The 12,894-nt window shown below is 70.7% G+C and carries 11 protein-coding genes; 6 read left to right on the top strand and 5 right to left on the bottom strand.

Annotation, left to right across the window (positions count from 1 at the left end; all coding sequences use genetic code 11):
• Nucleotides 1-106 precede the first annotated feature (106 nt).
• Both BLV01_RS26345 and plsB read left to right on the top strand, forming a co-directional pair.
• Nucleotides 107-1,444: a hypothetical protein gene (locus BLV01_RS26345; protein ID WP_175486019.1), complete on the top strand. Its 1,338-nt coding sequence runs from the start codon at nucleotides 107-109 to the stop codon at nucleotides 1,442-1,444.
• Nucleotides 1,445-1,857: 413 nt separating this feature from the next.
• Nucleotides 1,858-4,560 carry a glycerol-3-phosphate 1-O-acyltransferase PlsB gene (gene plsB, locus BLV01_RS16430; RefSeq protein WP_091802043.1) on the top strand — a complete coding sequence of 901 codons (2,703 nt, stop codon included), beginning with the start codon at nucleotides 1,858-1,860 and terminating at the stop codon, nucleotides 4,558-4,560.
• 60 nt (nucleotides 4,561-4,620) lie between these two features.
• On the opposite strand, the gene BLV01_RS16425 is transcribed toward plsB, so the two are convergent.
• Nucleotides 4,621-5,229 carry a hypothetical protein gene (locus BLV01_RS16425; protein WP_139178779.1) on the bottom strand — a complete coding sequence of 203 codons (609 nt, stop codon included), beginning with the start codon at nucleotides 5,227-5,229 and terminating at the stop codon, nucleotides 4,621-4,623.
• Nucleotides 5,230-5,368: 139 nt separating this feature from the next.
• Here BLV01_RS16425 and BLV01_RS16420 point away from each other — a divergent pair, with 139 nt between their 5' ends.
• Nucleotides 5,369-6,469 carry a helix-turn-helix transcriptional regulator gene (locus tag BLV01_RS16420; RefSeq protein WP_091802037.1) on the top strand — a complete coding sequence of 367 codons (1,101 nt, stop codon included), beginning with the start codon at nucleotides 5,369-5,371 and terminating at the stop codon, nucleotides 6,467-6,469.
• A 135-nt stretch (nucleotides 6,470-6,604) separates the two neighbouring features.
• Nucleotides 6,605-7,906, top strand: a complete 1,302-nt coding sequence (locus tag BLV01_RS16415) for a hypothetical protein (protein WP_091802034.1) — start codon at nucleotides 6,605-6,607, stop codon at nucleotides 7,904-7,906.
• Between the two features lie 465 nt (nucleotides 7,907-8,371).
• Here the strand turns inward: BLV01_RS16415 and BLV01_RS16410 are convergent, their stop codons facing one another.
• The 4 genes from BLV01_RS16410 to BLV01_RS16395 form a co-directional block, all read right to left on the bottom strand.
• Nucleotides 8,372-8,995: a hypothetical protein gene (locus tag BLV01_RS16410; RefSeq protein WP_091802031.1), complete on the bottom strand. Its 624-nt coding sequence runs from the start codon at nucleotides 8,993-8,995 to the stop codon at nucleotides 8,372-8,374.
• Between the two features lie 11 nt (nucleotides 8,996-9,006).
• Nucleotides 9,007-9,651, bottom strand: coding sequence for a hypothetical protein (locus BLV01_RS16405; RefSeq protein WP_091802028.1), 645 nt, complete (start codon nucleotides 9,649-9,651; stop codon nucleotides 9,007-9,009).
• A complete protein-coding gene (locus BLV01_RS16400; RefSeq protein ID WP_091802025.1) occupies nucleotides 9,648-10,262 on the bottom strand; it encodes a hypothetical protein in 615 nt (204 codons plus the stop codon). The genes BLV01_RS16405 and BLV01_RS16400 overlap by 4 nt, the downstream gene beginning before the upstream one ends.
• Nucleotides 10,263-10,371: 109 nt before the next feature.
• Nucleotides 10,372-10,581, bottom strand: coding sequence for a YdcH family protein (locus BLV01_RS16395; RefSeq protein ID WP_091802022.1), 210 nt, complete (start codon nucleotides 10,579-10,581; stop codon nucleotides 10,372-10,374).
• A 130-nt stretch (nucleotides 10,582-10,711) separates the two neighbouring features.
• Between BLV01_RS16395 and ttcA the strand changes: the two genes are divergently transcribed.
• Nucleotides 10,712-11,614, top strand: a complete 903-nt coding sequence (gene ttcA / locus BLV01_RS16390; RefSeq protein WP_091802020.1) for a tRNA 2-thiocytidine(32) synthetase TtcA — start codon at nucleotides 10,712-10,714, stop codon at nucleotides 11,612-11,614.
• A gap of 170 nt (nucleotides 11,615-11,784) precedes the next feature.
• A complete protein-coding gene (locus tag BLV01_RS16385; RefSeq protein ID WP_091802018.1) occupies nucleotides 11,785-12,696 on the top strand; it encodes a recombination-associated protein RdgC in 912 nt (303 codons plus the stop codon).
• Nucleotides 12,697-12,894: the final 198 nt, after the last annotated feature.

The raw sequence follows: 12,894 nt of genomic DNA, 5'->3' as shown, positions 1-12,894 counted from the left end.
CGCGGCTTGTGCCCCGCCGGAGCCGGGGCCAAGATGCCGGTCCGCGGATGCGCTCCGCGCCAGAGCCTCCGCCCGTATGTCTCTCGTTCGACGCGCCAGCGCCGCCGTGCTGACGACCGCCGTCCTGTTGGCGGCGGCCGGCTGCGGCCCGGATCCGGCCCCGGTCGAGACCGTGCCGACCCTGCCGGCGCAGGCGGTGACCCAGCTGGTGTCCGACCTGCGCCGCAACGACCTGGCCGGCTACGCCCGCCACGCGGTGCCGCCGGAGTTGCACCAGCGCCTGGAGCAGGCCTGGAGCCAGGGCCGCACGGTGTGGCCGCTGACCGAGCTGCCGCTGGACGACCGCTTTCCTTCCTTCATCTCGGCCCTGGCCGAGCAGGACGCCGAGCGCAAGCTGGTGGCGACCTACCGCCGCCAGTTCGCCGGCGCCGACGCCGAACTGCAGTCCGCGGCCAAGACCCTGGGCCTGTTCGCCAGCCAGTACGTGCGCAGCGAGCCGGGCTACAGCGAGACCGAGCGCGACCACCACGCCCAGTTGATCGAGGCGCTCAGCGGCTGGGCGCAGACCGCGCCGCTGGGGGACTCCAGGCGCGCGCGCGAGGCGATCCCGCAGCTGGTCTCGGCCGCGCGTGCGACCGGGCTGGCCGGCCCGGACGGGTTCGCCAAGGCCGGCATGGACCGCAGCCTGCGCCGGCTCGGCCCGTTCGTGGAGCGGCTCAAGCAGGTGCTCGGCGACTACGGCCTGGGCCTGGACGCGGCGCTGGACAGCGTCGACGCCAGCCTGGCCGAACAGACCGGCGACACCGCGCGGGTGCGGGTGCGCTACCAACTGGCCGGGCAGCCGGTCGACGCCTATGTGCTGGTCGAGCGCATCGACGGCCGCTGGTACCTCAGCGACGTGCTGCGCCACGCCCGCGCCGAGACCGAGGCGGCGAGCAAGCCGGCGCCGTCGGCGACGATGGCGCAGCGGCTGGCGGCGTTGGCCAAGGTCCAGGCGCGGGCGCCGTCGGCGCTGGCGGCCAAGCCGGCGGCGGCGCCTGCCGCGCCGGTCGCGGCGCCGGCCCCGCCTGCCGGCGGCCAGGCCGATGCGGGGCCGGCGGCCGTGCCGGGCGCGGCGATCGAAGAGGCCAAACAGGTGGGCGCGGCCCATTCGACGGCGGCTGAGGCCCGGTCCGACGCTGCGGGCAAGGCGACCGCGGCGCGGCCCGACGCTGTCGGCAAGCCGGCCGGGTCCCAACCTGGAGAGAGCAAGCCGGTGGACGGCAAACCCGCCGAGGCCAGGCCCGCCACCGTGGGCGGCCGCCCCGCGGCGGGCGCGAAACCCGCTGCGAGCGAGGCAAAACCTGCCGCCGCGGGCAAATCGTTCCCGGCCGATGTCAAGCCCGGCAACCGGCCCGCGGCCAAGCCGGCCGCGGCCGCGGTCGAGCCGCCGAAACCGCGCTGAGCGGGCTCGCCCGGAGCCGGTACCGCTGCTGTGGCAGGGCCTTCAAGCCCGACGCCGTTCGGTCGGATCGCGATGACTTGGCGCAACCGCGTCGGGCCTGAAGGCCCTCCCCCAACAGCGGCCGACCGCCGCGGCAACCGCCGCCGGCGCGGTGACGCCGGCGTCGCCACCCAGGGCACACATGCGTCCCGTCGCCGGCCGCCGCGCCGCGGCCCGCCGTCCGGGGCCCGGCCTGGGGCCGAATAGGCATAATGCCGGCAATGCCGAAACAGACGCCCCTGCCGTTCCCCGACGCCGTGCCGGCCGATGCCGCGCCTGCACCGGGCGACGCCGCGCCGGCCGCGACGGATCGACCCGATCCCGCCGCCGACCCGGAGCAGGGCCGCGCCAGCGCCACGCCAGCCCCATCGAACATGCCCCAAGCGTCCGACCCGAATCCTTCCGATCGTCCCGGCCCCGTGGCCGCCGAGCGCGGCGAAGCCGCGCCCGGCCGCACCGACCCGCCCGCCGCACCCGATCACGACCCGGAACAAGCCGAGTTGCCGATCGCGCCCGCCGCGGCGGCCGCGCCTGCCGCCGACCCGGCCGCGCCCGCGCCGCGCCCGTGGTGGGCGCGCCTGCTCGGCCAGCTGATGGCGCCGTGGGTCTCGCTGACCATCGAGCCGAAGAACCCACAGCAGCACATCGCCGAGCAATGGCACGGCCGCCCGGTCTGCTACGTGCTCGAGGACTACGGCCTGTCCAACGCGCTGATCCTGGAGCGCGCCTGCCGCGAGAGCGGCCTGCCCTCGCCGCTGCAGCCGCTGCCGGGCGATCCGCTCGGGCGCAAGCGCGCCTACGTCGCGCTGTCGCGGCGCAACGCCGGCACCCTGGCGCCGGCCGGGCCGCCGTCGGCCAAGACCCATTCGGGCTCGCTGGCGCGGCTGCTCGACGCGCACCGCGGCGACCGCGCCCTGGACGTGCAGCTGGTGCCGGTGTCGATCTTCGTCGGCCGCGCGCCGGACCGCACCAGCGGCTGGTTCTCGGTGCTGTTCTCGGAAAACTGGACCCTGGTCGGCCGCTTCCGCCGGCTGCTGGCGATCGCGCTCAACGGCCGCCACACCACGGTGCGGTTCTCGCCGCCGGTGTCGCTGCGCGGCATCGTCGACGAAGGGCTGGAGCCCGAACGCACGGTGCGCAAGCTCTCGCGCGTGCTGCGCACCCACTTCCGCCGCATCCGCGCGGCGGTGATCGGGCCGGACCTGTCGACCCGGCGCATGCTGATCGACCGCGTGCTCGCCAGCGACCCGGTCAAGGAAGCCATCGCCGACCAGGCCCGCCGCGACAGCACCGATGTCGCCGAGGCGTGGAAGAAAGCGCATGCGATGGCCTACGAGATCGCCGCCGACTATTCGCACCCGGTGGTGCGCTCGGCCAGCTTCCTGCTGACCCCGGTGTGGAACCGCATCTACCGCGGCGTGCTGGTCCATCACCTGGACAAGCTCAAGCAGGAAGCGCCCGGCTTCGAAGTGGTGTACGTGCCCTGCCACCGCAGCCACCTCGACTACCTGCTGCTGAGCTACCTGCTGTACACCAAGGGCATCGTGCCGCCGCACATCGCCGCCGGCGTGAACCTCAACCTGCCGGTAGTCGGCACGATCCTGCGCAAGGGCGGCGCGTTCTTCCTGCGCCGCAGCATCCGCGGCAGCGCGCTGTACTCGGCGGTGTTCTCCGAATACGTGGCGCAGCTGGTCGCCGGCGGCTACTCGATCGAGTACTTCATCGAAGGCGGGCGCTCGCGCACCGGCCGGCTGCTGCCGCCCAAGGGCGGCATGATCGTGATGACCGTGCGCGGCTTCCTGCGCCAGCCCACCCGTCCGGTGCTGTTCCAGCCGGTCTACATCGGCTACGAGAAGCTGATGGAGGGCAACAGCTACCTCGACGAACTGTCGGGCAAGCCGAAAGAGAAGGAATCGATCTGGCAGCTGCTGTGGGGCATTCCCAAGGTGCTGCGCTCCAACTACGGCCAGGTGGTGGTGAACTTCGGCGAGCCGATCAAGCTCGGCGACATGCTCGCCGAGCACGCGCCGCAGTGGGACGGCCGCCCGCTGGAGGAAGACGACAAGCCGCAGTGGCTGTCCGACACCGTCGATGCGCTGGCGCAGCGGATCCAGGTCAACGTCAACCGCGCCGCCGACGTCAACCCGATCAACCTGCTGGCGCTGGCGCTGCTGTCCACGCCCAAGCACGCGATGGGCGAGGCCGACCTGCTCGCGCAGATCGCGCTGAGCAAGACCCTGCTGGCCGAACTGCCGTACTCCGACCGCGTCACCGTGACCCCGCACACGCCGCAGGAAATCGTCGCCCACGGCGAAGAGATCAACGTGCTCGAGCGCATCGCCCATCCGCTCGGCGACGTGCTCGGCGTGGACGAGGACAAGGCGGTGTTGCTGAGCTACTTCCGCAACAACGTCCTGCACCTGTTCACCGCCGCCTCGTGGATCGCCTGCTGCTTCCAGCACAACCGGCGCATGAGCCTGGCCGGCGTGCTGCGCCTGGGCCGCAGCGTGTACCCGTTCCTGCAGGCCGAGCTGTTCCTGCCGTGGAGCGAGGACGAATTCGCCCAGCGCCTGGCGCGCACGGTCGAGGTGTTCATCCGCGAAGGCCTGCTGGAGAAAGTCAGCGACGACGACGGCGGCATCCTCGCCCGCAACGCCGGCCAGACCGACGAAGTGTTCCGTCTGCGTGCCATCGGCCACTCGCTGCAACAGGCGTTCGAGCGCTACTACATCGCCATTTCGGTGCTGGTGAAGAACGGCCCGGGCACCTTGTCGGCGGCGGAACTGGAGAGCCTGTGCCAGCTCGCGGCACAACGGCTGTCGCTGCTGTACGCCCCGGCCGCGCCGGAATTCTTCGACAAGACCTTGTTCCGCGGCTTCATCCAGAAGCTGCGCGAGCTGCGCCTGGTGTGGCCCGACAGCGAAAACAAGCTGGCCTTCGACCAACGCCTGGACACCTGGGCCAAGGACGCCAAGGTCATCCTCGGCCGCGAACTGCGGCATACGATCGAGAAGATCAGTCCGGAGATGGCGGCCAAGCCGGCGGCCGAGGGTACGCGGCCGGCATCCGGCGAGTAAGCGGGACCTGCAGGCGAGCCGTTGCCGCGACTCGCCTGTCAGGCGGAGTAGTGCCCGGCTTCAGTCTTCCTTGAGCCCGCACGCGGGCATGCCTTTGTTGACGCCGCGGGCGCCGCGGCAGCTGATCAGCTCGCCGCCGATCGGGCGGCACGCGCCTTGCGCGCGCTTGCGCTCGGCGAGGTCGTCGCGCACGCCGTAGACCGTGTACTCCGCTTCGACCCAACTTCTGCCATCGCCGAACTTCCCCTTCGGCGTCCAGGTGTACACGCCGACTCCACGCGGATTCGACGTCGCGCCCATCACCGAGGCGCGGTCGCCGCTCGCGGGCACGACCGAGATCGTGCGGATCGACGAGCGACAGTACTGATAACCGGTCGGAAGCTCGATGGAAATCCACGACTCCTCGCCCGCGCGCCTGGGCGCGGGCACCCGCGCCAGCGCCGCCGAGATCTCGCCAGGCTGCATGCCCAGATAACTGCCGCCGGCGTCGGCCAGCCCGCGGCAGGTAGCGTTGTTGGCGCATTCGACGAAAACGTCGATCGGGGTTTTGGGCGCCATCACCGAGTCGATGGTCTGACGAACCACGACGAACGGCGTGCTCGCCGCATGGCTGGTTCCAGCGCACACAAAAAGCACAAAAACGCTGAGTGAAAACATCGGCCTGAACATGGTCCTTTCCTCCTGAATCGACCGCGTTGGGGTGTCGGGACGGCGCGGGCGGTCGGAACTGCGCGCCGGCTTGCCGCGGTTGTAGGCCGGTGGCAGCATGGGCGCAGCTGGCGTTTGCTACTTGACAGGACGCACAGGCATGGCTTCGGACGGCGACTACGACAGACTGCTCGGCGATCTCTACGGCGCCATCGCAGACCCCGAACGCTGGCAGGATTTCCTGCGCGGCCTGTGCGCGGCTACCGGCAGCCACATCGCGCTGGTGCTGCAGCAGGATTTCAGCGCCGGAACCGCATCCATTCCCCTGATCTCCGGCGCCGGTGCGCAGGAGCTGTTGCGCTACGAAACCGAATTCGCGAGCGAGAACATCTGGTTCGAACGCGCGCTGCCGCATATCCGCACCGGCTCGGTCAATTTCAGCGACGACCATTGCCCCAAGCGCGATTTCAAGCGCTCGCGCTACTACGCCGATTTCCTGCGTCATGCCGATGTCTGCCACAGCGTCGGCATGTGCGCGCAACTTGAACGCGATCACGGCGCCTTCCTTACCTTCTGCCGATCCGAGCGCGCCGGCGCCTATGCGCACGAGCAACGCGCGCTGTGCGAGCGCCTGGCAGGGCATTGGGTCAACGCCCATGCCTTGTTCCGCCGGGTCGAAGGATTGCGCTTGCGTTCGCACTGGGCCGAGCAAGGCCGCAACGGTGCATTCGTGCTGGACCGGGACTTCCGCGTGGTCGACCGCAATCACGCCGCGGAGATCATGCACTCGATCGGGTGGTGGCGAAGCCGCGGATCGTCGGAACTGATGCCGGTGTGCGCGACCACTTGCGGGTACTGGCGCGCAGCCAAGAAGCAGGTCGGCGCCGGCGACACCGGTTGCTCGGCGCTGTTTCCGGTTCACGATGCGAGCCGGTGCGTGGTCGCATTCGCGAGCTTGCGCGCGTTCATCGGTGCCGGCGACACCGGCGTGCACTACCTGCTGATCGTCGCGCCCTTGCGCAGTGCCGAACCTTCGGTATCGGCGGCGCGCTTGAAGGCCTTGTTCATGCTGACCGATGCCGAAACCCGGCTGGCGCTGGCATTACGCGAACACGGCGACCTGCATGCCGCGGCCGACGCGGTCGGCATCGCCAAGGCCAGTGCCCGCGCGCGGCTGCAATCGATCTTCGACAAGACCGGGCAGCACAAGCAGGCCGATCTGGTGAGGATGATGGATGCGCTCTCGGCCATGCCGGACTGAACCTGGCCGCGCGCTGCGACGCCCATGGGGTGCGGGATTGGGTGAACCGCCGGCGGCGGCGCCTGATACTCGTCACTGCGGTGGCGCCCGCCAGTCGCGTTACCATCGCCGGAACCCGTTCGCCGCCCTCGCCGAATGACCTCCAGCCCGAGTTCCGCCGCCCTGCCGGCCTCCGCGTCCGGCGCAGCCAGTTCCATACAGGACGACGCCCCCCACGCCTGGCGCGAAATCCCGCTGCTGTCCGCGCGCCTGCTGTGGCGGCACTGGCCGGCGCTGGCGTTCTGGTTCTTCGCCCAGCGGGTCTGTTACGACCTGTTGATGGAACTGGCGGTCAAGCTCGGCGAGCGTTCGCTGTTGCTGTCGTTCGCGGCGCTGTCGGTGCTGATCGTGACCCAGCTGGCCGGCACCATCTTCATGTTCCAGTCGCTGCGGCCGTCGCTGCCGATGCTGGCCGGCGGCGCGGTCACGCCCGACACCCGGCCCGATTCGCGCGCGGTGCGCAGGCAATGGATCACCGCGCTGGCGATCGCGCTGCTGCCGTTCTTCGCGTACTACGTCGGCTGGGGCTTGATGGAGAGCCTGCGCCGCTATTTCGCCACCGCCTACATCTTCGGCGTGTGGGAGCGCGAGGACCTGCGCCACGTGCTGACGCTCAAGGGCCTGTGGATCGCGCTGGCGGTGGCCTGGGCGGTGCGCTGGTTCAGCAAGCGTCGCGCCAGCGCGTCCGGCCACGCCGCGTGGAGCGTGCTGGCGACGGTCTGCGAGGCCTATTGGGTGTTCGTCGGCGTGGCCGCGATCGGGCAGATGGCGAAGGCCGGGCAGGACTGGTGGCACCAGCGCGCGGTGTACGTGGCGGTGGGCGAGTGGTGGGAGAGCCCGACCGCGCTGTTCAAGTTGCTGGCGCCGGCCAAGCGGTTGCTGGCGCCGGTATGGGAGTTCGTCGCCACCGCCGGCGGCGCGGTGGCGTTGCCGCTGATCTGGCTGGCGATCACCGCGATTATCTACGGCATCGACTTGCGCAAGGCCCAGCGCATCGACGAAGCCGACGCGCCGCTGGAGCGCGCGGTGGCGCGCTTCAAGGCCATGCACTTCACCCTGCGCATGCTCGCCGACAAGGCCAGCGCAGGCTGGACCAGCAAGGGCGTGCCGGTAGTCAACAGCCTGCGCCTGGTGCTGCGCGCGGGCCTGCCGGCGCTGCTGACGCTGTGCGTGTGCTGGCAGCTGCTGGCGTACCTGGATTCGTGGTCGTGGCGCTGGATGCAGCAGTGGGTCGGGCCGACGGATCCGGGCTGGCAGCGGGTGCAGGGGCAGCTCTACGCCGTGTTCCTCAATACGCCGCTGTCGTTCCGCACTTCGCTGCTGACCGATGTGTTGCGCGTGGTGCTGCTGGCGGCGACCTTCGACCGGGCGATCGCGCGGCTGCCTCGGGTGCGGTGACGCGCAGGCGCTGGCGCGGCTTCGCGGCCGTGTCGCGATAAAGCCCTGGATCCCCGCGTTCGCGGGGATGACGGCTTGGTGGCGGCGGGGCGAAAACCCACATGTCGGCGTGCCTGCGAAGGCGGGCCTTCGGGGCGTCGCCCAGGCATGGCGCTCAAGTCTCTGGATCCCCGCGTTCGCGGGGATGACGGCTTGGTGGCGGCGCGGCGAAAACCCACATGTCGGCGTGCCTGCGAAGGCGAGCATTCGGAGCTTCGCCCAGGCATGGCGCTGAAGTCTCTGGATCCCCGCCTGCGCGGGGGCGACGGTTTGGTAGCGGCGCGGCGAAACCCGCCTATCGTCATGCCCGCGAACGCGGGCATCCGGGGCTTCACCGAGGCATGGAGCCGAAGCCTCTGCAACCCCGCCCGCGCGAGGACGACGGTGCGGACGAGCCGCTGCGAAACTCGGCTGCCGCCGCCGCGGCTACAGCGCGAACTCCAGATAACGCCCGCCGACTTTTTCCGAATTCTTCATCTCGATGCGCGCGCGCAACTCGCCCAGGCGCTGCCCGCGCGGCAGCACGAAGGCGTGCTGGAACGCGAACGGCCGGCCCGGCACCGCCAGCACCTGCTTGAAGGCGTCGTCGTAGCCGCTGCCGCAGGTTTCCGGCAGGCGCGGGCCGGACAGGCGCGGCAGGGCGGCGCCGCCGGTTTCCCAGCGCCGGCCCTGGGCGTCGACGATCGCGCCGCGGCAGGTGTCGAGATCGGCGGTCTTGGTGCCCGAGTCGGGGATCACTTCATAGCGCAGCAGGATCACCTCGGCGTCCTTGCGCAGCGGGCCGCGCAGGCGCGGGTCGCGCGCCGGCACCGATTCGGCCGCGACCAGCTTCCAGCGCGCGCCGGCGAAGGCGGTCCAGTCGTGCCGGTCCGCGGCCACCGCGATGCTGGGGTTGAACAGGCGGTACTGCCGCAGCGCGTCGCGGTACGGCAGCCACAAGGCCAGCGCGCCGAGCACGGCGGTGCCGGCCAGCCAGCCGGCGTTGCGTCGCCACCAGCCGGCCGCGGGCGTGGCGGTCGAAGCGGCGGCGGTGTCGTCGGTGCTCGTCATCGGCGTGGCGCTCACATGCGCAGGTCCAGGACCGGCTTGGCGTCGGCGAGCAGCTTGCCGGCCGCGGCCTTGTCCAGTTTCAGGTCGACATCGACCAGGCTGTCGCCGCCTTCGGGCAGCAGCAGGCCCCAGTAGAACTGCAGGTGCGCGCCTTCGAGCTTGTCCGGCGGCAGTTCGAAGAACCAGGCGCCGGTCTCGGCCAGGCCCGGCGCCAGCTCGCGCTCGCTGAGGTTGATGCCTTTGAGTTTCGGCCGCTCCTTGTTGGAGGCGACATACACCAGCCCGTCGCGGGTGCGGATCTGCGCGGTCAGGTAACCCGGGCGCTCGAGCGCCTCGACCTTGGCCAGCACCGACAGCCACACGCCGGGGCTGCGCAACACGCGGTCTTCGGGATGGCTGAAGTCGCCCTTGAGCAGGTAGGCCTGGGCGACCTTGAGCTTGCCGACCTCGACCGCGAAGTTGCGCCCGGCCGCGCGCGCGGCCGGCGCCGGTTGCAGCAGCGGCGCGTCGCGTTGTTCGTAGCTGGACTGGCCGTTGCGCAGCGCCACCACCGCCGCCAGCGCCAGCGCGATCCACAGCGCGTCGCGCCAGCGCCAACGCGGCAGGCGCCAGCGCGCGGGGGCCGGCGGCGCCGGGGCGGGCGAGGGCGCGCTCACGGCGCCACCAGCCGGTCGCGCAGGTCCTGCACGGGCAACACGAACTTGGCCTTGGGCTTGTCCTGCATCCAGCCGCCTGCGTCGTTGAGGTAGGCCTTGCTCTTGTAGTCGCGGCCGAACAGGCCGAACGCCTGGGTCGGCGCGTAGGCATAGCCCGGCGGCAGCTTCCACACCAGGTCCACGCGCTGTTTCAGGCGCGGGTGCAGGTCGCCCACGATGGTGTGGTCGTCCGCCGCCAGCGGCAGGTCGGCCTTCACCGCCTCCAGCGTGGGTCCGACCAGGATCAGGTCCTTGATCAGGTAGTCGTAGCTGCCGAAGCTGCGCCCGGTACGGTTCTCGATGTCGGCCTGCAGCACCAGGTACAGCTGGTTCGGCTCGATCCGTCCGCCGGGACGGTAGCGCGCCACCCAGGCGCGCAGCGGCGTCACCGCCATCGCCCCGGACTGCGCGCGCTGGCCGGCCGCGTACTTCGTCAGCGGCTTGGTCTTGCTCGGGGCCGGCTTGAATCCGCCCAGGGCGACGGTCGCCGCCAGCGCGATCGCGGCGACGGCCGCGGCGGCCTGCCACCACGGGTTGCGCGCTGCGCCGATCAGTTCGTCCTTGTTCGCCATGCCGGGGCCCGTTGCGAGTGCGCGCACCGTAGCACAGGGGCTGCGGCCGGCTGCACCCGGGGACGTCACCCGGCGCGCATGACAGCTGCCATGCGCGCGCCGCCGGCGCTCAGGCCGGTTCGTCGGGAATCAGCGCGCTTTCGAGCCGGGCGATGCAGTCCTTGAGCCACAGCTTGCGCTTCTTGAGCCGCTTGACGGTGAGCTCGTCGGCCTGCGGGTCCAGGCCGAGCCGGTCGATGGCCGCATCCAGGTCGCGATGCTCCAGGCGCAGGTCGGCCAGCTGGTGGGCGATTTCGGCGGCATCGGCGCTGACGGTCATGGCCTGAGCTTAAACCGCCGCCGTGTCCGCCGTCATCGCCCGTCGCGCCTCGCGCTGAAACCCGCGCGCGGCGGGCCTGGGCGCGGTGCGGGCCGTGTTCACCGACCCTTGGCGTAGAATCGGCGGCCTGATGAGCACCGTCCTGCCCCTAGCCGAACCCGTCCGCCGCGCCCGCGCCGACGCCGTCCCCGCCGACCTCGAACGCCTGGGCGCGCGCCTGCGCCACCAGGTCGGCCGCGCCATCGCCGATTTCGGCATGATCGAGGATGGCGACAAGGTCATGGTCTGCCTGTCCGGCGGCAAGGACAGCTACACCCTGCTCGACATCCTGCTGCAACTGCAGAAGAAGGCGCCGGTGAAGTTCGAGCTGGTCGCGGTCAACCTCGACCAGAAGCAGCCGGACTTTCCCGAACACGTGCTGCCGCAGTACCTGGACTCGGTCGGCGTGGCGTACAAGGTCCTCGAGCAGGACACTTACTCGGTGGTCACCCGGGTCGTGCCGGAAGGCAAGACCATGTGCTCGCTGTGTTCGCGCCTGCGTCGCGGCGCGCTGTACACCTACGCGGCCGAGCAGGGCTTCACCAAGATCGCGCTCGGCCACCACCGCGACGACCTCGTCGCCACGTTCTTCCTGAACCTGTTCTTCCACGCCAAGCTCAGCGGCATGCCGCCCAAGCTGCTGTCCGACGATGGCCGCCACGTGGTGATCCGGCCGCTGGCCTACGTGCGCGAGGACGACATCGTCGAATACGCGGCCGCGCGCCGGTTCCCGATCATCCCGTGCAACCTGTGCGGCTCGCAGGAGAACCTGCAGCGCAAGCAGGTCAAGCGGATGATGGACGCCTGGGAACGCGAGACGCCCGGGCGGCTGGAGATCATCGCGCGCGCGCTCGGCGACATCCGGCCGTCGCAGCTCAGCGATCCCAAGCTGTTCGATTTCCTCGGCCTGGGGCCGGCCGGCGGCGCGGCGTCGAAGGCGCCGGTGTGGCTGGACGAGGCCGGCTCCGACGATCCGGTCGCGCGGATCGGATGATTCCCCATCGCATCACCCCGTCGTTCCCGCGAAAGCGGGAACCCAGGGCTTTACGTGCGGGGACGCACGAGGTCTCTGGATTGCCGCTTTCGCGGCAATGACCGCACGCGGCAGGCGCGGCATCCGCGACGCCGATTCCCTACTTCCCATTCCCTATTCCCGGCCTCTGAATGTTCTTTCGCAACCTTACGTTCTTCCGCTTCCCCACCACCCACGACCTGACCGAACTCGACAAGGGTTTGGAGGAATGCCGGCTCAAGCCGGTCGGCCCGTTGGAGCTGTCCTCGCGCGGGTTCATCTCGCCGTTCGGGCGCGCCGATGAAGAAGCGGCCATCAGCAACCGCATCGGCAGCGCGATCTGGCTGACCGTCGGCGGCGAAGACCGCCTGCTGCCCGGCGCGGTCGTCAACGACATGCTGGCCAAGAAGCTGGCCGAGATCGAGCAGAAGGAAGGGCGCAAGCCCGGCGGCCGCACCCGCAAGCGGCTCAAGGACGAACTGATCACCGACTTGATGCCGCGCGCCTTCATCAAGCCCAGCCGCACCGACGCGATCATTGACCTTGAACACGGGCTGGTGATCGTCGACAGCTCCAGCCGCAAGAGCGCCGAGAACGTCATCAGCGAAATCCGCCGCGCGGTCGGCAGCTTCCCGGCGCTGCCGCTGAACGCCGAAATCGCGCCGCGTTCGATCCTGACCGGCTGGGTCGCCGGCGAACCGCTGCCGGACGGGATCATGCTCGGCGACGAGTGCGAGTTGCGCGACCCGGTCGACCAGGGCGCGGTGGTCAAGTGCCAGCGCCAGGAGCTGGAGAGCGACGAGATCGCCAAGCACCTGGAAACCGGCAAGCAGGTCACCCGCCTGGCGCTGAGCCTGGACGACCACGTCTCGTTCGTGATCGGCGAAGACCTGATCGTGCGCAAGTTCAAGCTGCTCGACGGCGCGGTGGACCAGCTCGAACACAGCGACGGCGACGGCCTGCGCGCCGAGCTGGACGCGCGCTTCGCGCTGATGAGCGCGGAGGTCAAGCGCCTGTTCGTGGTGATGGAAAAAGCGTTGAAGCTGTCGAAGGTCGAGGCCTGAGTTCGGCGCGGGTCGCGGTTGCCCCGCGACCTGCGCCAACGCGGTCGCGGCTCGCGCCGCTCCTACAGGGCGAGACGCCGGCCTCGGCTGCTCCCTGTAGGAGCGGCGCAAGCCGCGACCGCGACACCGCAACCACGGCCAAACCCATCGCACCGCCCGAGCCCGCGAGCCGTCGCCTAAGCCTCGCGCCATCGCGCT

This window comes from Lysobacter sp. yr284, from assembly GCF_900107375.1.
Taxonomy (GTDB): Bacteria; Pseudomonadota; Gammaproteobacteria; order Xanthomonadales; family Xanthomonadaceae; genus Lysobacter.
The sequence above is the reverse complement of the archived record's forward strand: the minus strand, read 5'-3'. Positions and strand labels throughout refer to the sequence as shown.